Origin of the sequence: Marinobacter sediminum, assembly GCF_016820575.1 — a bacterium.
Lineage (GTDB): Bacteria > Pseudomonadota > Gammaproteobacteria > Pseudomonadales > Oleiphilaceae > Marinobacter > Marinobacter sediminum.
The window spans coordinates 450,032-472,106 of sequence record NZ_JAEMQH010000002.1 but is presented as its reverse complement, the minus strand read 5'-3'; the positions used below and the strand labels follow the sequence as shown (position 1 = coordinate 472,106).

Here is a 22,075-nt window from a genome sequence, read left to right as displayed (position 1 = left end):
CGCAGTGACTCCTTATCTACGTCGTGAAAATTGGATCTTTGTTATTGATTGCGTGTCAGTGCTTGTCGGCCTTGGTGGCGTCGTAGGTGAGAGCCTCGGCCTGCCCGCTGTCTTGGGCCTGGCGTTCGTTCTCTTCCTCACACTTTTGGGTGCTGCCACCGCAGATATCGCAGGACTGGCTGATACCCAGAGCGCCAATGCCGCCACAGGTACCGCTGATCGGCTTGCGTCCGAGGATCACACCGATGGACATGGCTGCTACAAGCAGAACCACGATAAACAAAACCAGAAGAAAGGTACCCATGCTGCCCTCCTTTTATGAGCAACACTCATGATTGAGCGATGCTACTGAGTAACGTAAGACGAAAACGCCGGCGTTTGATGTGTTTCGAAGCCGTTTTCCGTCCGAATTATAAAATAGGCCGGGATGTTCTCCCGGGTCGCGAGGGCTTGCGCTTGTTCAAAGCCCATCACGTTAAAACCTGTGGCCAGGGCATCCGCCGACATACAGTCTTCGGCAATCACCGTTACCGAGGCCAGATTGTGCTTGATAGGACGCCCGGTTACAGGATCTATGGTATGGGAAAACCGGTGCCCTTCCGATTCGTAATAGTTACGATAGTCGCCAGATGTCGCCATAGCGCTGCTTTCCAGCGCGACGATGCGATTCACCTGGCGGGCATCGGAGGTTGGTTCCTCAATCGCTAAACGCCAGGCATCTCCCCCGGGTTTGCGCCCATTTACACGGACTTCGCCACCAATCTCTACCAAGTATGCCTTAATCCCCTCACTGTCGAGGTATCGGGCAACGGCGTCAACCCCGTAGCCCTTGGCGATAGCAGAGAGATCAATGTACTGCGGCTCCTCGGCCCGCAGCGCCGGTGGCTGTTCGCGGAGCTCCAGCTTGTCGTACCCCGTGACAGCAAGTACCTCCGCCAGTTCCTGATCGGACGGAACCTGCTCCGGGCGTGCCTTGGGGCCAAAGCCCCAGAGGTTAACCACCGGGCCAATGGTGACGTCGAAGGCACCGCGGGTCAGCTCTGAGATCGCCTCAGCCCGCTGCAATACTTCATACAGCGGGTCTGACAGCGGCATCCACTGGGACTGGTCTTCGGCCTGGTTCAGCTGCGACAGCTCGGAATCCGCGCGCCAGGTGGACATGGACGCATCCACTTTCTCCAGCTCGCCCTCAATTCCGGCCGCCAGGGCTTCCAGCCGGGCCTGATCGTCTGGCAGCACCACGTTGATGTGGTATTCAGTGCCAAACACCGGCCCGGAGATTTCCCAGACTTTTTCCTCTGGCTCAAACGAACAACCCGCCAGAGCGAGCCCTGCCAGCGCCAACATGGCGCCAACAAAACCCACCCTGACGGGTTGAAGCATGCGGGATGTCATTGGAGCTAATTAACCCCCAAAGTCATCCAGCATGATGTTTTCATCCTCAACACCCAAATCCTTCAGCATCTTGATGCAGGATGCGTTCATGATTGGGGGCCCACACATGTAGAACTCACAGTCTTCCGGAGCCGGATGATCTTTCAGATACTTCTCATAGAGGACGTTATGGATAAAGCCGGTCTCGCCTGTCCAGTTGTCCTCGGGCAGTGCGTCGGACAGCGCCACGTGCCACTCGAAGTTCTCGTTCTCTTCCTGCAGCATGTCGAAGTCTTCCACGTAGAACATTTCGCGGACGCTTCGAGCACCGTACCAGAAGCTGATCTTACGCTTCGAGTTCAGACGCTTGAGCTGGTCAAAGATGTGCGAGCGCATCGGTGCCATGCCAGCACCACCGCCGATGAATACCATTTCGGCATCGGTCTTCTTGGCGAAGAACTCACCGAACGGCCCCATCACGGTAACCTTGTCACCCGGCTTCATGTTAAACACGTAGCTAGACATGATACCTGGGTTGTGGTCGGTTCCTGGAGGCGGAGTCGCGATCCGGATGTTGAACTTCAGGACGCCCTTCTCTTCAGGGTAGTTCGCCATGGAGTACGCACGGATGGTCTCTTCCTTGTTGATCGCCTTGTAGCGCCAGATGTTGTGCTTGTCCCAGTCTTCGTGGAACTCTTCCTCGATGTCGAAATCCTTGAAATCGATTTCGTACGGAGGGCACTCCAGCTGCACGTAGCCACCAGCGCGGAAGTCTACTTCTTCGCCTTCCGGAAGCTTCAGTACCAGTTCTTTGATGAAGGTGGCCACGTTGTGGTTGGACACCACTTCACATTCCCACTTCTTCACGCCGAAGAACTCTTCAGGTACTTCGATCTTCATGTCCTGCTTCACCGGAACCTGGCAGGACAGGCGCCAGCCTTCCTTTTCTTCCCGGTTGGTGAAGTGGGTCTTCTCGGTCGGCAGCATGGCGCCGCCGCCTTCGAACACCTTACATTTGCACTGGGCACAGGTACCGCCACCGCCGCACGCGGAGGACAGGAAGATACCCTGGTTTGCCAGGGTGCCCAGCAATTTCCCGCCCGCACCGGTTTTCATGGTGTGTTCGGGATCGTCGTTGATCTCAATTGTCACGTCACCGGTGCTTACCAGCCTGGAGCGGGCCGCAAGAATCACTGCGACCAGAGCCAGAACGATAACGGTGAACATGACCACGCCGAGAATAATTTCTGTATTCATGGTCTCGCCTTTTCGTTAAACCGAATCACCGGGTGAGTTACAGAGAGATGCCGGAGAAGGACATAAAGCCCAGGGACATCAGACCCACAGTGATGAAGGTGATACCCAGGCCACGCAGGCCTTCCGGAACGTCACTGTACTTCAGCTTCTCGCGAATGCCGGCCAGCGCAATGATGGCCAGGGCCCAGCCCACGCCGGCACCGAATCCGTACACCACACTCTCACCGAAGGTGTAGTCCCGCTCAACCATGAACAGTGACGCACCCAGGATGGCGCAGTTCACCGTGATCAGTGGCAGGAACACACCGAGGGCCGCATAGAGCGCTGGAATGTACTTGTCGAGTACCATTTCCATGATCTGTACGATCGCCGCGATTACCCCAATGTACGTAAGCAAGCCCAAAAAGCTCAGGTCTACGTTCGGCAGACCGGCCCACTCAAGGGCGCCTTCGCGCAGGATGCTGTTGTACAGCAGGTTGTTCACCGGCACGGTGACGGTCAGAACCACCACGACCGCGATACCCAGACCGGTAGCTGCCTCGATCTTCTTCGAGATCGCCAAAAAGGTACACATACCCAGGAAGAAAGCCAGGGCCATGTTCTCAACGAAAATGGCCTTAACAATCAGGCTGATATAATGTTCCATCAGAAGGCCTCCTTGGCGGTGTGGCGAGACATCTTGTAATCCGCCTCTTCAACCTGCTCCGGCTTCCAGACCCGCAGGCCCCAGATTGCCAGACCGATGATGAAGAACGCGCTCGGCGGCAGCAGCAACAGACCGTTCGGGATGTACCAGCCACCTTCGTTAACCGTCGGCAGCAGTGTTACACCAAACAATGAGCCCGCGCCCAGCAGCTCCCGGAAGAACGCCACGAACAGCAGCAGCACGGAATAACCGAGACCGTTACCGATACCGTCGAGGAAGCTCAGGTAGGGGCCATTCTTCATGGCGAAGCCTTCGGCACGACCCATCACGATGCAGTTGGTGATGATCAAGCCAACGAATACGGACAGCTGCTTGCTGATCTCGTAGGCGTAGGCCTTGAGGATCTGGTCAACCACGATTACCAGGGAGGCAATGATGGTCATCTGCACGATGATACGGATGCTGCCCGGGATTTGAGCCCGAACCAGCGATACCGCCAGGTTAGAGAATGCCGTTACCGCGATTACCGCCAGACACATAACGATAGTCACGTTCATGCTGGTGGTTACCGCCAACGCGGAGCAGATACCGAGGATCTGCAGCGCGATCGGGTTGTTGCTAAAAATCGGTTCGAAGAGAACCTGTTTGGCCGATGCATCTGCCATGATCAGACCTCCCCTTCACGCAGTTTTTGTAGGAATGGTGCGTAGCCGCGCTCGCTCATCCAGTAGTTAACCAGTTGCTCGACACCACGGCTGGTCAGAGTCGCGCCGGACAGGGCATCTACCTTGTGCTCTTTGTCAGCAGCATCGGCACTCACGCCACCTTTAACCAGGCGAATCTTCGGATCGGCGCGCTCGCCGTCGTAGACTTCCTTGCCCACCCACTGTTTTTTCCAGCGCGGGTTGTCGACTTCGCCACCCAGGCCCGGAGTTTCAGCGTGCGCGTAGAAACCAAGCCCTTCAACGGTGTTCAGATCGCCTTCCAGGGAAATGAAGCCGTACAGGGTGGACCACAGACCGTAACCGTGAATCGGCAGCACCACGCGAGTAACTTCACCGTTCTCGCTCATGGTGTAGACCTTGGCAACGTTCGGACGACGCTTGATACCAGCCTTGTCTTCAGACGACGGGATGTTGGTAGACATCTGCGGGTCGGAAGCAGCTTTGTACATGTCGTACTTCATCGGGTCCTGTACACCAACGTCAGACGCTTCAACGTACTGACCGGTGTCCAGGTCTACCAGACGAACTTCGAACTGCTCAAACTGCGATTCGATTTCATCGGCGCTGGCGCCCTTTTCAAGCAGGCCGGCAGCGGACAGGATGTTGGTCTTGATGTCCAGATTCTGGTTCTGGATCTGCGCAGGGCGGAGCATTACCGCGGCACCAGATACCACCACGGAGAACACAATACTCAGGACCAGAGCAACAATCAGCGTTCTGGAGACAGTTTCTTTAGCTTTAGCCACGTGCGAGCCTCCGTTTGATGTTGGCCTGAACCACGTAGTGATCCATCAGCGGCGCGAACAGGTTTGCAAACAGGATGGCCAGCATGATGCCTTCCGGGAACGCCGGGTTGACTACCCGGATCAGCACGGTCATCACACCAACCAGGATACCGAAGGTCCAGCGACCGGTGTCGGTCATCGCCGAGGAGACCGGGTCAGTGGCCATGAACATCATGCCGAACGCGAAGCCGCCCATTACCAGGTGCCAGTGTGCCGGCACGGCGAACATGGGGTTGGTCTCGGAGCCGACTATGTTAAACAGCAGCGACGTGGCAATCATGCCGATCAGCACACCGCCGACAATGCGGAAGTTGGCGATCTTCATGGCCAGCAGAATGATACCGCCGATCAGCACGGCCAGCGTGGAGGTCTCACCCATGGAGCCCTGAATGGTGCCCATGAATGCGCTCATCCAGCCGATCTGCGCTTCCAGTGCTTCCAGGCCACCGCTGGCAGCCCAGCTCAGGGCGGTAGCGCCACTGAAACCGTCAACCGCAGTCCACACGGTGTCGCCGGAAATCTGCGCCGGGTAAGCGAAGTACAGGAACGCACGACCGGTCAGGGCCGGGTTCAGGAAGTTTTTGCCAGTACCGCCGAACACTTCCTTACCGATCACCACACCGAAGGTGATACCCAGAGCCACCTGCCACAGCGGGATGGTGGGCGGGCAGATCAGTGCGAACAGTACGGAGGTAACGAAGAAGCCTTCGTTTACTTCGTGACGACGAACCGTGGCGAACAGTACTTCCCAGAAACCGCCGACAACGAACGTCACCGCGTAGATGGGAATAAAGTAGGCCATGCCGTAGATGAAGTTATCCAGCCAACCTGCACCGGCACCGGTCACTGCCAGCGCGTTGATGAAGGCCGTACGCAGGCCGCCGTCGCCGACCATGGCATCCGGAGTGGTTGCGAGGTAGCTGTTGGCCTGGAAGCCGATGTTCCACATACCGAAGAACATGGCCGGAAAGGTACACATCCATACCGTGATCATGATGCGCTTGAGATCAACGCCGTCACGCACGTGGGCAGTCGTAGAAGTTATCTTGCCCGGTGTGTAGAAGATGGTATCGATGGCCTCATACAGCGCATACCAGCGCTCGTACTTGCCACCTTTTTCAAAGTGATGCTCGATTCCATCGAGAAACTGTCTGATAGCCATCGTTTTAGCCCTCGATCTCGATTCGGGTCAGGTTCTCGCGGAGAATCGGACCGTATTCATATTTGCCCGGGCACACGAACGTGCACAGCGCCAGATCTTCTTCGTCCAGCTCCAGGGCACCGAGTTTCTGTGCCATCTCAGTGTCGCCAACGATGATGGAGCGCAGCAGCTGGGTCGGCAGGATATCCAGCGGCATGATCCGCTCGTACGCGCCTACCGGGACCATGGCCCGCTCACTGCCGTTGGTGGTGGTGGTAAAGTTAAACAACTTGCCACTCGCCAGTTTCGACAGATAGATATTTAGCGTGGAGAACTTGTTGGGACCCGGAGACAACCAGCCCATGAACTCGCGCTTGGTGCCTTCTTCCAGCAGCGAAACCTGGTTGGCAAAACGGCCGAGGTAGGCACAGGGGCCATCGCCACGACGTCCGCCGAACACCGAACCGGAAATGGCGCGCACTTCCGCATCGTCGCTGACTTCGCCTTCAAGCAGTTCCGGCAGGCTGGCACCGATGCGGGTGCGAACCAGACGCGGCTTCAGCGCCTTGGGGCCACCGATCGCTACGATGCGCTCAACCGGCACTTCACCGGTAACGAACAGCTGTGCGATGTCGATGACATCCTGGTAGTTGATCGACCAGACGGTCTTGCTGCCAGACACCGGATCCAGATAGTGGATGTGGGTGCCCACATTGCCGGCCGGGTGCACGCCGTCGAACTGATGCACTTCAACGGCATCGTTCTTGGGCACAGGCACGTTGGAGCCTGGCTTGCCGGTAACAAATACCTTGCCCTGAGTCAGCTTGGTCAGAATCTCCAGGCCTTTCTCGAACGCTGCGCTGTTCTCGCCGATGATGACAGTCGGGTCAGCGGCCAGCGGGTTGGTATCCATTACAGACACGAAAATGGAATGGGGCGCACTGTCGATGGTCGGGACTTTGCTGTAGGGGCGGGTTCTAAACGCCGTCCACAGACCGGACTCCACCAGATTGTCGACAACCTGCTGGCGCTCAAGGCCGGCAAGATCCGCATCGTTGTAACGAGCGTAGGTTTCCGCTTCGTCACCATCGATCTCGATAACGATCGACTGAAAAACGCGACGGTCACCACGGTTGATTTCTTTCACCACGCCCGCGGCGGGTGACGTATAACGAACGCCTTCGGTCTTCTTGTCCGTGAACAGCAGCGTGCCGCGCTTGACGCGGTCCCCTTCTTTCACAGCCATCGTCGGCTTCATGCCGTTGTAGTCAAAACCGATCAACGCCACGTGGCGAACGGGTTTGCCCTCTGTAATGGTCTGTTCGGGAGCGCCGCTGATGGGAAGATCCAGGCCTTTCTTGATCTTGATCATTAGCCTCATCCAGTCATCAGAAACTAGTTTATGGATTATTCACGTCCGGCTTCTGCGGCCCAGGTTTCCTCTCAGGATTACACCAGATGGTTGCCCCAAGTAGCGAAAGCGGATGCCGTTCGAATGCGGCTTATCCTCCGACGCTGGAAATGATGAGAAACTAAAAGCCAGACATACCCAAAATCGCGCCAATTATAGAGATTAAGGAAACCTATTTCCACCAGAAAGCAGAACGGCTTTGTGCCTGATCGTAAACCGAGCGCACCACAAATTTGGCAAAGAAAAACCCCGGCAACTTTCGTTACCGGGGTTTTAAGGGCAGTACACAACCGTTACGGCGTGTTTGGATCAGTCCCGGGCACGTTTCGGGAAGATCGGGTAAGTTACCCCTGCCATCTGGTTCACAACACGAACCACCTGGGCGCTGTAGCCGAACTCGTTGTCGTACCACACGTACAGGATCAGGCGCTTGCCACCAGCGATGGTGGCCTGGGCATCGACAACACCAGCGTGGCGTGAGCCCACGAAGTCGGTGGAAACTACTTCCGGCGAGTTCACGAAGTCGATCTGCTTCTGCAGCTCGGAATGCAGAGCCATGTCGCGCAGGTACTCGTTAACACCCTCGACGTCCACGTCCTTCTTCAGGTTCAGGTTCAGGATCGCCATGGACACGTTCGGGGTCGGCACCCGGATCGCGTTGCCGGTCAGCTTGCCCTTCAGTTCCGGCAGCGCCTTGGCAACGGCTTTGGCAGCACCGGTCTCGGTGATAACCATGTTCAGGGGCGCACTTCGACCACGACGGCTACCCTTGTGGTAGTTGTCGATCAGATTCTGGTCGTTGGTGTACGAGTGAACCGTTTCAACGTGACCGTCTTCAATGCCGTACTCGTCATCAATCGCCTTCAGCACCGGAGTAATGGCGTTGGTGGTACAGGAGGCGGCTGACAGAATCTTGTCGTCTTCGGTGATCCAGTCGTTGTTGATGCCATAAACGATGTTCTTGATGTCGCCCTTGCCTGGTGCGGTCAGGATCACGCGGCTAACGCCCTTGGACTTCAGGTGCAGGCCCAGGCCTTCTTCATCGCGCCACTTACCAGTGTTGTCCACAACAATGGCGTTGTTGATGCCGTACTCGGTGTAATCCACCTTGTCCGGGCCATCGGAATAGATCACCTTGATGAAGTTGCCGTTGGCAACCAGGGCAGAATTCTCTTCGTCCACGGTGATGGTGCCGTCAAACGGACCGTGCACGGAGTCACGACGCAGCAGGCTGGCACGCTTTTCCAGGTCGTTTTCAGCACCGCCGTTGCGGACAACGATAGCGCGCAGGCGCAGGTTGTTACCGCCACCGGCTTTCTCGATCATGATCCGGGCCAGCAGTCGGCCGATACGACCGAAGCCGTAAAGGACAACGTCTTTGGTGTCGTTGTTGGCTTCTTCTTCAGACTGAGCAGCGTACTGGCCAACAATCTGGCCGATTTCGCTGCTCAGGAATTCCTTCAGATCACCGCCTGTTTCCTTAAATTTAACGGCCAGCTTGCCGATATCAACGTGAGCACGGCCCAGCTCCATAGAGTCCATGGCCTGCAGGATCGGCAGGGTGTCATGAACAGACAGCTCGCTGTCTTCCACCTGGCGAACAAACCGGTGGGCACGGATGATGTCGATCACCGACTGGTTGATGATGGCACGGCCGTACACCGACGTAACCACATTGTTCTTGCGGTAGAGACGGCCGATAAGCGGAATCATGGCTTCCGCGGTGGACTCTCTTTCCGTCCAGTTAGACAGGTGCTGATTGATCTGTTCGTGGCTCACAGTTGGGACCTCTGGTTTGCACTGGTAAGAAATAGCGGCGCACATTATCCAATTTAAACTCGCTCACGGCAAATACAGTCGGTTCATGATTTCGTAAACACCCGGCCATAACCATGACACCCGCAGGTGCGAGCGGTAGAATACGCGCCTCGCCGTCTCCCGGTCACCCACAGCAGGAGAACAAGACTGCCCATGAGCCAAGGTGCATCCACACCCCGAACGCCCCATTCGCTGATCGCCCCGGCCTTTCCGGAAAAAAAGGCGGATCACCGTACCTGGGGCCAACTCCATGGCAGCAGCGATGCCCTGGCTATTTGCGAGAGCGCACGAGCCCACCACGGCCTGACCCTGGTGATCACCCGCAGCACCAGTGACGCCATCCGTCTGGAACAGGCCATGCGCTTTTTCCTGGGGTTGCCGGCAGACGAAGACGGCGCGGCGATTTCCGACGACGGCCTGGAGCTGCTGTCGCTGCCGGACTGGGAAACCCTGCCCTACGACTTGTTCTCGCCGCACCAGGACATCACCTCCCGGCGTATCCGCACCCTGCACCGGCTGCCCTCCACCAGCCACGGCGTGCTGGTTGTGCCGGCGCGAACCTTGATGCACCGGTTGCCGCCGGTGGACTACCTGCAGGGCAACACCCTGTTATTGGAAGTGGGCCAATCGCTGGACATCGATACCTGGCGCATGCAGCTGGATTCAGCCGGGTACCGGCACGCGGAGAACGTGTACGAGCATGGCGAGTACGCAGTTCGGGGCGCCATTCTGGATATTTTCCCGATGGGCTCCAACCTGCCCTACCGCATCGACCTGTTTGACGATGAAATAGAAACCCTGCGCACCTTCGATCCGGAAACCCAGCGCTCCATTGACCGGATCGAGCGCATTGAGCTGTTACCCGCGTTCGAATTCCCCTGGCACAAAGAGGCGCGCTCCGGTTTCCGTGGCCGCTGGTTCGAACAATTCCCGGATGCCGACAAAGACGCACCTATTTATAAGGACGTCACTCATGCCATTACACCGCCGGGCATTGAATACTACCTGCCGCTGTTTTTCGATCACACCGCCACCCTGTTCGATTACCTGCCAGGCCAGACCAAAGTCTTTACCGCCGAGGGCCTGAACGAGGCGGTCAGCCTGTTCGATTCGGAAACCCGCAACCGCTATGAGGACCGCCGGCACGACCGGCTGCGCCCTATTCTGCCGCCAACCCGGCTGTTCCTGCAGACCGATGAACTGTTCGGCCACCTGAAAGACTTTCCGCGGGTAACCACCCAAGCCGAAGAAGCCACCGGCTCCGGCGCGGTAAATTGCCCGGCCGAAAGCCTTCCGGACATCGCCATGGACGGCCGCGCTGCCGACCCGGCGGGCCGACTCAAACGGTTCCTGAACGAATTTACCGGCCGCGTACTGATTTGTGCGGAATCCTCCGGCCGCCGGGAAGCCCTGATCGAGAACCTCGGCGAGCAGTCCCTGAAGCTGAAAACCCAGGACGGCTGGCAAGCCTTCCTGGACGATGACAAGTGCACACTCGGTATCACCATCGCACCGATGGAACAGGGCCTGGCCCTGCCGGAGCAACAGATTGCCCTGATTACCGAGACCGCCCTGTTCGGTGAACGGGTGCTGCAGCGCCGGCGCCGCCAGAAGCCAACCGAAACCGACGATGCCGGCTACCGGGATCTTTCGGAGCTGCGCATCGGCGCGCCCGTGGTGCACATTGACCACGGGGTGGGCCGCTACAAAGGCCTGGAGACCATCGACGCCGGGGGCGAATCGAACGAATTCCTGATGCTGGAATACGCCGGCGGCTCCAAGCTCTACGTGCCGGTCTCCAGTCTGCACCTGATCTCGCGCTACGCCGGCAACGACAGCGACCACGCCCCCCTGCACAAACTGGGCACCGAGCGCTGGAGCCAGGCCAAGCAGAAGGCCCTGGAGAAAATCCGGGACACTGCGGCCGAGCTGCTGGATGTCTACGCCCGCCGCGAGGCGCGCAAGGGCTTTATCTTCGACAACCCGAAAGAGGCATACCGGTCCTTTGCGGCGGGCTTCCCGTTTGAGGAAACACCGGACCAGGAAGTGGCCATTCAGGCGGTGATCGAAGACATGACCGGCGAGCGCCCAATGGATCGACTGGTGTGCGGTGATGTCGGCTTCGGTAAAACCGAGGTGGCCATGCGCGCCGCCTTCATGGCGACCTATTCCGGCAAACAGGTAGCGGTACTGGTACCCACTACCCTGCTGGCACAACAGCACTATGAATCTTTCCGGGACCGGTTCTCGGATACCGCGGTTAACGTGGAACTGCTCAGCCGTTTCCGCAGCGGCAGCCAGACCAGCAAAGCTCTGGACGCCATCGAGACCGGTAAGGCCGACATCGTGATCGGCACCCACAAGCTGCTGCAGGGCGATATCAAGTTCAAGAACCTGGGCCTGGTGATCATCGATGAGGAGCACCGGTTCGGTGTTCAGCAGAAGGAGAAGTTCAAAGCCCTGCGCGCAGAAGTCGACATGCTGACCCTGACCGCCACGCCGATCCCGCGAACTTTGAATATGGCCATGGGCCACCTGCGCGACCTGTCGATCATTGCCACACCACCGGCCCGACGGCTGTCGGTAAAAACCTTCGTGCGCCAGCGCGACGACGCCATGGTGAAAGAAGCGATCCTGCGGGAAATCCTCCGGGGTGGCCAGGTGTACTTCCTGCACAACGACGTGGCCAGTATTGAGAAAGCCGCCGAAGATCTGCGCCAGCTCATTCCCGAGGCCCGGGTGGGCGTTGCCCACGGCCAGATGCGTGAGCGCGAGCTGGAACAGATCATGTCGGACTTCTACCACAAGCGCTTCAATGTACTGGTGTGCAGTACCATCATCGAAACCGGTATCGACATCCCCAGCGCCAACACCATTATTATCGAGCGGGCCGACAAGTTTGGCCTGGCCCAGCTGCACCAGCTGCGCGGGCGGGTTGGCCGTTCCCACCACCAGGCTTACGCCTACCTGCTGACACCGCCACCGCGCTCGATCAGCTCAGACGCCAAGAAGCGGCTGGACGCCATCTCCGAATCCCAGGACCTGGGAGCTGGCTTCATGCTCGCCACCCACGATCTGGAGATCCGAGGCGCCGGCGAGCTACTGGGCGAGGAACAGAGCGGCCAGATTGAGAGCATCGGTTTCACCCTGTACATGCAGTTGCTTGATGAAGCGGTGAAAGCCATTCGCGAGGGCCGTACGCCCAACGCCGACCTGCCCTTGAGCCACGGCACCGAAATGAACCTGCGGATTCCGGCGCTGATCCCCGACGATTACCTGCCGGATGTTCATAACCGCCTGATGCTGTACAAGCGCATTGCCAGCGTGAGCAGCAAGGCCGAATTAAAAGAACTTCAGGTTGAGATGATCGATCGCTTCGGATTATTACCGGAGCCGGCAAAGAACCTGGTTCGGCAAACCGAACTACGACTGCACGCGGAAGCCTTGGGCATAGTCCAGATCGACGCTGGCAAGGAATGGACCCGACTGGAATTCGGCAGCTCGACACCGGTTGATCCGCTGGTACTGGTTAAAAAGGTGCAATCCGCGCCGGACCAGTATCGACTCGAGGGTGCCAACAGCTTCCGTTTTCGGCTGAAGGACACGTCGACCGGTGGTAAACTCGACGGCATTTCCAAGATGCTGGGCGAACTGGGGCCGGAAAAAGCGACCGCCAGCGCCTGATGAAAGCCCGATTCACACATGGAGTAATACCCTTGCAGATTGATGGTAATCGTGGCGGCCGATGGACGGCACGCACTGTATGGACGGCGCTGCTGCTGACATTGTCACTGACCACACAGGCACAGGATTCGGGCGCCAATGGCCAGCCCATTCCGGATAACTATTACCGTGCGGAATTGGTAATTCTTGAGCGCATCATTGAACCCGAAGCGGTCAATGAGCAAATGGCGAACCGGAAGGTTGAACCCACGCTGGAGTCAGGTGAGATCCTGAAAACGGTCGACCGGGGCGGCGTAACGGAAACCACTCTCAACCTTGCCCCGCGCGACGAACTGCACCTGAACGGCGCAGTACAGCGACTTGAGCGCAGCGGGCGCTACCGGGTGCTGGTAGCCGCCGGCTGGTACGAGGCTTTCCCTCCGGGCTACGAAGGTGCACCTCTGCGGGTTGCCGTGGGCGACTGGCTTTCCGGTGGCAACACCCGTGAGATTGAAGGCAATATTACAATTGATCGCAAGCGCTACTTGCACGTGGATGTACATCTGAATCACTGGCAGCAAGCAGAAGGTGCAATGGCAGCAGCCGTGCCAGCAGAACAAGGCCAGAGCGAGGCTGCTACTGCCGGCCAGGACAGCGCCGGAAATCCGGACGCCGAGGCCAATGAGCTCACTCCTCAGCCTACTGGCCTTGAGGCCCAGCAGGCCCCGGCGGCGGCACCGCTGGAGCTACTGACCTGGATTCGTGAAAACCGGAGAATGCGCAGCGAGGAGATTCACTTCCTGGACTCGCCGACGATTGGCGTGCTGGTATTCTTCAAGAAGATTGAGGCTTCGGAGTAAGACCGCCGAGGCCGGCCATCGACACTTCCAGCATGCCCTTCACTCCGGACATGCCCTTGTCGATGGCCTCATGGATTTCTTCCATGGAAATGATGTGGTCCGACTTACCCGCAGCCCAGTTCACCACCAGCCCCAGGCAAACATATCGCATGCCCACCTCAGCGGCCAGAACGGCCTCGGGCATGCCGGTCATCCCCACCAGATCACAACCGTCCCGCTCCATGCGAGCGATCTCAGCGGCGGTTTCCAGCCTTGGCCCCTGAGTTGCTCCGTAGACGCCGAAATCGGAACAGGGTGTGCCTTGCGCACGGGCCGCGTCGATCAGAATCTTACGAGCCTCCGCATCGTACGGCCAGGTGAAGTCGATGTGGGTCACTTCATCCAGCTCACCCTCGAAGAAGGTGCTGGGTCGGCCCCAGGTGTAATCGATGATCTGATCGGGCACGACAATGTGCGCAGGCCCCATCTCGGAATGAATGCCACCCACGGCGTTCACCCCAACCACAGTCCGAACACCGGCATCGTAAAGCGCGCGCAAGTTGGCCCGGTAGTTCACCTGATGCGGCGGAATCCGGTGCGGGTTGCCGTGGCGGGATAGGAACACCACTTCCTGCTCACCCAGCCGACCTTCAACCAGTGGCGCAGATGGCGCACCCCAAGCTGTTTCCACCGAACGTTCGCCGGTGATTTCCAGACCTGACAAGGTGGTCAGGCCGGTGCCACCGATGATACCGACAGGGCTGCGCCCAACTGTTGCGCTCACTCGCTTTCTCCTTCGGCTTCTGCATCGCCGTAACGGGTCGATCGACCGGACGTGGTGGATGCAGTTTTGGATTTACGATTGTCTGCAGCTTCAGATTCAGACTCGCCTGACTGGTCTGAATCATCCTTCTTGCCGGCCTTGCCGTTGGCCAACCGAACGCCCTCCGGCAGATGCAACGTGCGAGTCGGGAAGGCAACCTCGGCGCCGTAGCCCTCAATGATACTGCTGATCTGCAACAGCACGTCCTGCTTCACCCCGTGGAACTCGACCCATTTGGTGGTCTTGGTGAAGGTGTACACCATGATGTCCAATGATGAAGCGTTGAAGCCCACGAAGTTCACGATCAGGGTCTGATCCGTATCGATATCCTCATGATTCTCCAGCATGGAGCGAATGTCCGCGACAATCTCGCCCATCTGGCTGACGTCGGCATAACGAATGCCGATGGTTTCACTGATCCGGCGATTACGCATCCGCGATGGATTCTCGACGGCAATGGTGGTGAACGCCGCATTGGGGACATAGAGCGGGCGAAGGTCAAAGGTACGCAGCGTGGTCAGGCGCCAGCCAATGTGCTCGACAACGCCCTCGATATTACGGTCGGGCGAACGCACCCAGTCACCGACCTTGAAAGGACGATCGAGGTGAATGATGAAACCGCCGAAGAAGTTGGCGAGAAGATCCTTGGCGGCAAAACCGACGGCAATGCCACCGACGCCACCAAACGCCAGCACACCGGAAATGCTGTAGCCGAGGGACTGCATGGCAATCAGCACAGCGGTAATAATTACCACAGCCCGGGAGAGCTTACTCACCGCATTCACGGTGGTGTAGTCCATCGGGGTTTTCATCTTCATCGGCGAGACCAGGATCTTCTCGCTCTCCTTGATCAGGCGCAGCAACGACCAGACCAGAATCCAGATAAAGCCCATCTTCAAGACGGTTTCGTTGGCCTCAAAGACAGCGGCATCGGAATACTTGTGGGCGACTTCCGCCGCCCAGTACACGCCTTGCAACCAGACAAAACCAACAACGGGCTTTCGGGCCGCATGCAACAGGGCATCGTCCCAGAGGTTCCGGGTTTTGCTGAATTTGCGCTCAAGCGCACCAATGATATAGCTGGCAACGTAGGCGACCGTCGCGGTGCCGAATACCAGGGCAAAGACGACGAGACCTACTCGCCACTCCTGGGGCAGCAAATCAAAAGTTTCGATCCAGCCATCCACCATGGCAGTTGCTTTTTCGATCATCGATTTCCTCGGGCCAATCGGAGTTAGTAGATAGAGACGGCGATGCCGGTGCTAACCCGGCTGAACAGATCGATCACATCGTCGTTGCGCATGCGGACGCACCCGTGGGAAAGCGGCACTCCCATGGGCTCTGTGTCAGGCGTGCCGTGAATGTATATGAAGCGGCGAAAAGTATCGACCCCGGGGCCCCGGTTTTTACCGGTCTCGCGGCCACAAAGCCAGAGAATGCGGGTTAGTATCCAATCGCGGGCGGGGTACTGCGCGGCAAGTTCAGCGGAATAGATTTCGCCGGTGGGCCGGCGGCCACGGTAAACGGTGTACATGGGCTGGCCATCGCCGATCATGGCGCGGACATAATGACTGCCCCGCGGCGTACAGCCGCTGCTGTCCTGCTCACCGGGACCATTAAGGGCGGTGGAAACAGTGTATTCGGCCAGCACCGAACCGGCGCCATCGACCAGGGTCAGGCACTGACGTTCGAGACTGATGTGGATCTTCTGGTCAGAGCTGCTGTCGTTACTCAAGCCGGTCAAGCTCCCTTGGGGCTAATGCCAAGTGGAAGCCTAACCGAGAGCGCAGATCTCAGGCAACCGGGGTATGGCTGTCCGGGACTGGAATCAGCATCTTGTCTTCCGCCTGCATACCGGCGGCAAGGAAGGGCACCAGGCGAGCGGCGATTTCCTGAATGGTGGTTTCAACGCCCAGTTTGTTCTGAAGGATGTCGCGCAAGGCATCACTGCTGGACATGGTGAACGCGGTCGCCCCCAGCATGAACTGAATGCGCCAATAACGGTCAACCGAGGACAATTGCGGGGTCGCTTCCTTGAGCAGGCGCATGAAACGGCTGAACGGATCGCCGTACTCCTGCTCCAGGAACTTACGCAAGTGGCCCTGGGATTGGGTGTAGGCCAAGCCCAGCAGACGCATGAAGATGGAGATACCCTTCTCGTTACGCTGGGGCATACGTACGGCGCTTTCGGTCAGTGCCCAAAGCGTCTGATTCAGAGTTGGCGGCTGACCGTCACAGCGCTCCTCCAATTCATCAAAGGCAGTTTCCAGAGTGGCGGAGAACGGCGTGAGGAATCGGGCGAACACAGCATGGATCAGCGCGTTCTTAGAACCAAAGTGGTAATTGACAGCGGCCAGATTTACTTTAGCCTTACTGGTAATCATTCGGAGCGAGGTTTCCGAAAAACCACGGTCGGCAAACAGCTCCTCAGCTGCATCAAGAATCCGATCTACCGTATCAGACTGCGCCATCTTATTTCCAAAGCCTCTAGCAAACGTCTGTTTGAAACATACGTTTGAAGCCCTGATCTGTCAAGCTCTTGGCTCTGGTTCCGCTGCTACGCCCTGCCATCCCTGATCGATAGCCCGCCGATTACCCTCAAAGAAAGCTGCCTGCACCCGAGCATAGGCTTTCTCAGCTTCCAACAGATAAATCAGGTACAGCCGCACGTGCTCGCGGCGAGTCAGATGGCGAGGCAGTATCCGCCGCTCTGAAAGCCTGAGCAGCGAACTGAAGCGAGCATTCTTCAAGGCAATATTAAAGTCGGCCATTCGCGCGCACTGCCAGATCAACCCTTCGTTGCCCTCAAGATGGGCGGCGTAAGCGCGAGCCTCGCGCAGCAAACGCTGACGCTTCATGATGACATCGAGGTAGGAAGGACTGGAGGTGTAGAGGCGCCGGACCGCAGGAATCCCCAGCATCAGGATGATCATGAACGCGCCAAAACCGGTACCCGCCACCCAGGCCGGTACAAACCCGGTTAGGCCACTGACAAACACCACCGCCGCGGTAAAGGCACTGAATAACCACAGGTCACGGTTTCGGCGCGCCGTCGCCAGGGTGTAGTCGTCTGGCCAATCGCTCATGGCCAGGCGATTGAAATCCAGCAACAGAACCCGATCACATTGGCGCAGAATCAACCGAAGTTCGCGTTGCTTGAACTGAGCCTGGGCCTGTTCAGATGCGCTAGGGGCTGGCTCCTGCTCTTCGGTTTCTTCCTCTTCCTCAACAGCGGGCGCGGATTCCAGAGCCTCGGCGGCCTCGGAAAGCCCTACGGGCGCATTCGGGTTGCCCGCCAAGTCTGCTCCCTGCGCCGATGCAGGAGCAGAAGGAGCGGACGGAGGAGTAGGCGCTACAGTCCGCCCAGACTGAGGCTGCGCGGCCGAGGGCAGCGGATCGGCAGCACGCCCCTGGCGCAACACGGCTCCTTGGGTAGGGTCGGTCTTCGGGGGCGCTGTCCGCTGATTTTCAGCCATGCTTTAACTTCCAGAACGGGCAGTGAATCGATATGAATCAAGCTACGTAATACATGTATCGACCGGGTAGCGACTATCTTGAGCCTGAGCTATAGAAGCCTGCGCGACCGCCGGGCCAACTTGGCATCGGCCCGCTCCACCGCTATCCTTGGCGCCCTGCCGCAACTGCATCCGAGTCTTTTCAAAGAGGTCTGGCTATGTTCACAGGTATTGTTCAAGGCATTGCAATTGTCGAAGAGGTAACCGCAGCACCCGGGTTAAGCACCTTGGTCATTCGCCTGCCTGACAACAAGGCGGCCGGCATCACTATCGGTGCTTCGGTGGCCGTCAACGGCACCTGCCTGACCGTCACCCGCCAGGACAACAATGACCTGTACTTTGATGCCATGCAGGAGACGCTGCAGTGCACCACCCTTGGCGACCTTCAGCCCGGACACGAGATCAACTTTGAGCGCGCGGCGCGAATTGGTGACGAGATTGGCGGGCACCTGCTGTCTGGTCACATTCACACCACGGCCACCATCGCCGAGATCGTGAAGACCGAAAACAATGTGACGCTGTGGTTTGAAGTGCCAGAGGCCTGGACCAAGTACATCTTCACCAAAGGCTATATCGCCATCAACGGCGCCAGCCTGACTATTGGTGAGGTAGAGGGCAATCGCTTCAACGTGCACCTTATTCCGGAAACCCTGCGGGCAACCACCTTTGGCAGCGCCAGCGAGGGCCAGCGCGTTAACATCGAGATCGACAGCCAGACCCAGACCATCGTGGACACCCTGGCCCGTCTCGGCTACGACCAGCCGCCCAAGGCGCAATAACCGGGCACCACTGCCCTATCCCAAGCGCTCGAATCTCAGCGCTGGCTGGCCTCCAGGACCACAAACTTGGGGTTGGCGTCGAGCTGACGAACGGTGGGAAGGAATTTCCGCAGACTGCGGTGATAGCCAAGGTGGCGATTGCCAACAATTAAAAGCGAACCGCCCGGCGCCAGGTGCTGCGCCGCTGCACGAAACAGCCGCAAAGCAATGTGATCGCCCACCACACCGCCCTCATGGAACGGTGGATTAAGCAAAATCAGATCATACTGCCCGGCCGAATCGCCGATGCCGTCGGCGTGATCAAACCGGGCCTGACTCTCCGGAAACTGCCGGGACACATTGTCCCGGGCGCTCGCCACCGCCTGGCTGGAGACATCCGCAAAGTTCATCTCCAGATCCGGCCGTTGCTCCAGCGCCACCAGCCCAACCACACCATTGCCACAGGCCAGATCCAGAACCCGGGCGTTCGTCGCCAGCGCAGACACAGCTGTTTTCACATGAGGCAAAAACAGGCGGGTGCCGATATCCAGTTTTTCCCGGGCAAACACGGCAGGCAAGGCGCCTACCTGTAGCTGACTCCCGTCTACGTCATAGCTTTTCCAGCTACCGGACCAACTGTCCAAATCGGCAGTACCGCGACTACAGACCACGACCCGGGCTTTCTTTCGTGCCGGCAATACAGCGTCGGTGTGCACGGCCTGGGCAAAAACCTCCACACCACGGTCAGGCAGATGCTTGATCATCCCGCCCGCCAGCAACAGGCCGTCTCCAGCCAGAACACCATTAACCCAGCGCAGCAGCCAGGCCAGGTATTCAGCCTGGCGCGGCACTCTCAGAATAACGACGTCGTACTCGCCCTGCGGCGGATTCAGCCAACTGAATACCGTTGACGGTGCGTCGACGGCAGAATTCAGGCCAGCATTGTGCGCCACCGCCGCGGGCAGGGTTGCACTGTCGGCAACCACCTCCGGGTTGAAGGCGCACAACCCCAGCGTCAATGCTCCGAACTGATCATCAATAATGAGTACTCGAGGAGACGACAGCATGGCCAGGCGCTGATGCGCCTCAGCCAGCAACAGCTCATCGGCCGCATCCCACGCTCGCAGCGAGGCGTCGCCACCACCCGGACGGGATAAGGTCAGGGCACTGTCCGGCGTCTCCATCACTGCAGTGGTCATATTGGGCTTCCAAAAGGGGGATTTATCACAAAAGCGTTATTTTAGGCTGTTTATTCTAGAAATTAAGCCTAAATTGTGGGGTGTTCACGCATTATTCTTTTTCTGGTTGGCTCCGTTGTTGTGGACGCAAACCCTTTGCCCCTCACCCCAGGGGCTTTTTTTTGCCTGGAGTTTACCCTCAGATCGTCGCTGGCACTCAACGACGGGTGGCGCGGTACACCGTGAAGCGGCGATCTTCGGTCAGGCGTTCCACCGGCCCCACAAAACGTTTAATCAAGTTTTCGTACGGCAGGAAGGTGTTGGCAACCAGCCTCAGTTCACCCCGGGTCTTGAGGTGGCGGGCCACCGAGCGCAGGAAATCCTCGGTCATGGAGATGTCTGTTCGAACACCCGCATGGAAGGGTGGGTTGGTGACGATAGCCGGCCAGACACCCTCGACATCAGCCAGGCCATCTGACGCAATGATCTCGCCGGACACCCCTGCCCGCTCATAGGTTGCTCGGGCACACATGACCGCCTGGGATTGCACGTCTACCCCATCCACCGGTGCCACCGGCCGGCCTTGATCCCGTTGCCACACCTGGTGCCAAGAGCCGATAACGCCTGCGCCACAGGCGAAATCGAGAACCCGATTGGCTTTCAGTGGCGTACTGACCAAAGTATCCAGCAACATCGAAGTGCCAGCGTCCAACTCGCCCTGGCTGAAAATACCCGGCAAGCCACAGACCTCAACGGAACTACCGGCGTTGCTTATCGAGTGCCACTCCATCCATTCTGTCACGTCAAAGCGCGCCAGGGGCGCAAAGCCAATGGCCACCCAAACCTGGCAATGCCGGGCACTATCAACCTTGGCCGCATCAGGATCGATGGTCTTAAGCTGCTTCACTGCGCCGGCGATGCCTTCCTTCTTCTCACCTATCAGGATCAAGGCGGCATCCGGTGCAGCTATCCAGCGCGCCAGCGCCAGCCTGAGATCAAGCTCGGCCCGGGCCTTGGGCAGAAACACCACCACTGTGTCGAAGCTGGAGGCCGTGAGTGCAGGATTGTCGTAACCAAAACACACCTGCCAGTTTGGCGGCCCGGCCAGCTCCTCGGCGTAGCCCGCATGCTCGCTCATTGCCAAACCACCGGAAGGCAGCTCTGGCAGCAAGGCGCCGGAACTTGCCCCCAGCAAGGCCACACGACCTTTCAGCAGGGAACGATTTCGAAGCAGGGCTTCATGGGATTTTGGCATTTCGGACATCGGCAGGGGGACCCCGTTACTGGTTCTGGAAACGGGCTACTCTAACTGGAATCGGCCCACAAGTCCCGCCAGAACTGGCGTACCTTGAGGGCCGATAGGGATTACTTGGCGTCGACATCCAGGCTTCGAAACTCAGGCTTCAAACCCAGGCGCCGAAACCTTGGCCTCAGGCCTTTTCCTGGCGCCCAGACCGGACCGGCCTTGCTGCCAACTCTTCGATCGCCCGACGCTTGACCGGCTCGCGCTCGTCGTTGTTGGAAATGGAGAGGCCCATATCCCGCAGAACGCCGTCATGGAGTGCGTAAACAAAGCCATGCACCGTCAGGGGCTGACCGCGTTTCCAGGCATCCTGAACGATGCTGTTCTGGGTCACGTGATCCACTTGTTCAACCACGTTAAGCTCGCACAGCCGGTCCACCCGATCCTTAACGTCAGTGACCTGATCAAGGATAGGCTGGTGGAGGTCACGAACGTCCTGAATATGACGCAGCCAGTTGGTGATCAGACCGGAGCCTTCGTTCAGTAGCGCCGCGCGCACCCCGCCGCAGCCATAATGCCCGACGACCATGATGTGTTTGACCTTCAGCACCTCGACCGCAAACTGTAGCACCGACAAGCAATTGAAATCGGTGTGCACCACCACGTTGGCAACGTTCCGGTGCACAAACAATTCCCCTGGCATCAGATCAACAATCTGGTTCGCCGGCACTCGGCTGTCCGCACAGCCAATCCATAGGTACTCTGGAGCCTGCTGACTGGACAGGCGGTCAAAGAACTGCGGATCCTGCGCTTTTATACCGGCCGCCCAGGCCTGATTTTTCTCTAGTAGACGGTCAAGCTGACCCATCGACACACTCCCTCTTAAGCTTTTGACCCTT

At 58.3% G+C, this 22,075-nt stretch carries 20 protein-coding genes; 3 read left to right on the top strand and 17 right to left on the bottom strand.

The features are described 5' to 3' along the window. Window positions 1-55 precede the first annotated feature (55 nt). The 9 genes from nqrM to FGO67_RS08970 all read right to left on the bottom strand — a co-directional run bounded on the left by nqrM (window position 56) and on the right by FGO67_RS08970 (window position 9,052). Window positions 56-304: a (Na+)-NQR maturation NqrM gene (gene nqrM, locus FGO67_RS09010; RefSeq protein WP_203300395.1), complete on the bottom strand. Its 249-nt coding sequence runs from the start codon at window positions 302-304 to the stop codon at window positions 56-58. 41 nt (window positions 305-345) lie between these two features. Continuing rightward, the gene (locus tag FGO67_RS09005; protein WP_203300394.1) at window positions 346-1,395 is read right to left on the bottom strand and encodes an FAD:protein FMN transferase; all 1,050 of its coding nucleotides are present in this window, start codon (window positions 1,393-1,395) and stop codon (window positions 346-348) included. 9 nt (window positions 1,396-1,404) lie between these two features. Next, window positions 1,405-2,631: an NADH:ubiquinone reductase (Na(+)-transporting) subunit F gene (gene nqrF, locus FGO67_RS09000; protein ID WP_203300393.1), complete on the bottom strand. Its 1,227-nt coding sequence runs from the start codon at window positions 2,629-2,631 to the stop codon at window positions 1,405-1,407. A 37-nt stretch (window positions 2,632-2,668) separates the two neighbouring features. Next, a complete protein-coding gene (gene nqrE, locus FGO67_RS08995; RefSeq protein ID WP_041341886.1) occupies window positions 2,669-3,277 on the bottom strand; it encodes an NADH:ubiquinone reductase (Na(+)-transporting) subunit E in 609 nt (202 codons plus the stop codon). Then, window positions 3,277-3,942 (bottom strand): NADH:ubiquinone reductase (Na(+)-transporting) subunit D, encoded by a 666-nt coding sequence (locus FGO67_RS08990; protein WP_041341889.1) that lies wholly within the window; start codon window positions 3,940-3,942, stop codon window positions 3,277-3,279. Before FGO67_RS08990 ends, nqrE begins: the two co-directional genes overlap by 1 nt. Before the next feature lie 2 nt (window positions 3,943-3,944). Next, window positions 3,945-4,748: a Na(+)-translocating NADH-quinone reductase subunit C gene (locus FGO67_RS08985; protein ID WP_203300392.1), complete on the bottom strand. Its 804-nt coding sequence runs from the start codon at window positions 4,746-4,748 to the stop codon at window positions 3,945-3,947. Further along, window positions 4,741-5,949, bottom strand: coding sequence for an NADH:ubiquinone reductase (Na(+)-transporting) subunit B (locus FGO67_RS08980; protein WP_203300391.1), 1,209 nt, complete (start codon window positions 5,947-5,949; stop codon window positions 4,741-4,743). The genes FGO67_RS08985 and FGO67_RS08980 overlap by 8 nt, the downstream gene beginning before the upstream one ends. A gap of 4 nt (window positions 5,950-5,953) precedes the next feature. Then, complete coding sequence (locus tag FGO67_RS08975; protein WP_203300390.1) at window positions 5,954-7,300, bottom strand: Na(+)-translocating NADH-quinone reductase subunit A; 1,347 nt, start codon at window positions 7,298-7,300, stop codon at window positions 5,954-5,956. A 348-nt stretch (window positions 7,301-7,648) separates the two neighbouring features. Next, window positions 7,649-9,052, bottom strand: a complete 1,404-nt coding sequence (locus tag FGO67_RS08970) for a glyceraldehyde-3-phosphate dehydrogenase (protein WP_420844514.1) — start codon at window positions 9,050-9,052, stop codon at window positions 7,649-7,651. Window positions 9,053-9,310: 258 nt separating this feature from the next. Between FGO67_RS08970 and mfd the strand changes: the two genes are divergently transcribed. Both mfd and FGO67_RS08960 read left to right on the top strand, forming a co-directional pair. Next, window positions 9,311-12,841 (top strand): transcription-repair coupling factor, encoded by a 3,531-nt coding sequence (gene mfd / locus FGO67_RS08965; RefSeq protein WP_203300388.1) that lies wholly within the window; start codon window positions 9,311-9,313, stop codon window positions 12,839-12,841. Between the two features lie 32 nt (window positions 12,842-12,873). Then, complete coding sequence (locus FGO67_RS08960; protein WP_203300387.1) at window positions 12,874-13,680, top strand: CsiV family protein; 807 nt, start codon at window positions 12,874-12,876, stop codon at window positions 13,678-13,680. Here the strand turns inward: FGO67_RS08960 and FGO67_RS08955 are convergent. Genes FGO67_RS08955 through FGO67_RS08935 form a run of 5 tightly spaced genes read right to left on the bottom strand, consistent with a single transcriptional unit; the run spans window position 13,655 to window position 17,781 of the window. After that, entirely contained in the window at window positions 13,655-14,443 is a 789-nt protein-coding gene (locus FGO67_RS08955; RefSeq protein WP_203300386.1) for an S-methyl-5'-thioinosine phosphorylase, read from the bottom strand. The two genes, FGO67_RS08960 and FGO67_RS08955, sit on opposite strands and share 26 nt — an antisense overlap. After that, on the bottom strand, window positions 14,440-15,693 hold the full coding sequence (locus FGO67_RS08950) for a mechanosensitive ion channel family protein (RefSeq protein ID WP_203300385.1): 1,254 nt from the start codon (window positions 15,691-15,693) through the stop codon (window positions 14,440-14,442). Before FGO67_RS08950 ends, FGO67_RS08955 begins: the two co-directional genes overlap by 4 nt. A gap of 23 nt (window positions 15,694-15,716) precedes the next feature. Further along, on the bottom strand, window positions 15,717-16,217 hold the full coding sequence (locus FGO67_RS08945; protein ID WP_203300384.1) for a L,D-transpeptidase: 501 nt from the start codon (window positions 16,215-16,217) through the stop codon (window positions 15,717-15,719). A gap of 58 nt (window positions 16,218-16,275) precedes the next feature. After that, window positions 16,276-16,953 carry a TetR/AcrR family transcriptional regulator gene (locus FGO67_RS08940; protein ID WP_203300383.1) on the bottom strand — a complete coding sequence of 226 codons (678 nt, stop codon included), beginning with the start codon at window positions 16,951-16,953 and terminating at the stop codon, window positions 16,276-16,278. Window positions 16,954-17,013: 60 nt separating this feature from the next. Then, the gene (locus FGO67_RS08935) at window positions 17,014-17,781 is read right to left on the bottom strand and encodes a hypothetical protein (RefSeq protein WP_238942311.1); all 768 of its coding nucleotides are present in this window, start codon (window positions 17,779-17,781) and stop codon (window positions 17,014-17,016) included. A gap of 374 nt (window positions 17,782-18,155) precedes the next feature. On the opposite strand from FGO67_RS08935, the gene FGO67_RS08930 reads away from it, so the two are divergent. Then, entirely contained in the window at window positions 18,156-18,776 is a 621-nt protein-coding gene (locus FGO67_RS08930; protein ID WP_203300381.1) for a riboflavin synthase subunit alpha, read from the top strand. Window positions 18,777-18,811: 35 nt separating this feature from the next. On the opposite strand, the gene FGO67_RS08925 is transcribed toward FGO67_RS08930, so the two are convergent. The 3 genes from FGO67_RS08925 to can all read right to left on the bottom strand — a co-directional run bounded on the left by FGO67_RS08925 (window position 18,812) and on the right by can (window position 22,044). After that, window positions 18,812-19,954, bottom strand: a complete 1,143-nt coding sequence (locus tag FGO67_RS08925; protein WP_203300380.1) for a class I SAM-dependent methyltransferase — start codon at window positions 19,952-19,954, stop codon at window positions 18,812-18,814. Window positions 19,955-20,150: 196 nt separating this feature from the next. Beyond that, on the bottom strand, window positions 20,151-21,197 hold the full coding sequence (locus tag FGO67_RS08920; RefSeq protein ID WP_203300379.1) for a class I SAM-dependent methyltransferase: 1,047 nt from the start codon (window positions 21,195-21,197) through the stop codon (window positions 20,151-20,153). 166 nt (window positions 21,198-21,363) lie between these two features. After that, window positions 21,364-22,044, bottom strand: a complete 681-nt coding sequence (gene can / locus FGO67_RS08915; RefSeq protein ID WP_203300378.1) for a carbonate dehydratase — start codon at window positions 22,042-22,044, stop codon at window positions 21,364-21,366. Window positions 22,045-22,075 lie beyond the last annotated feature (31 nt).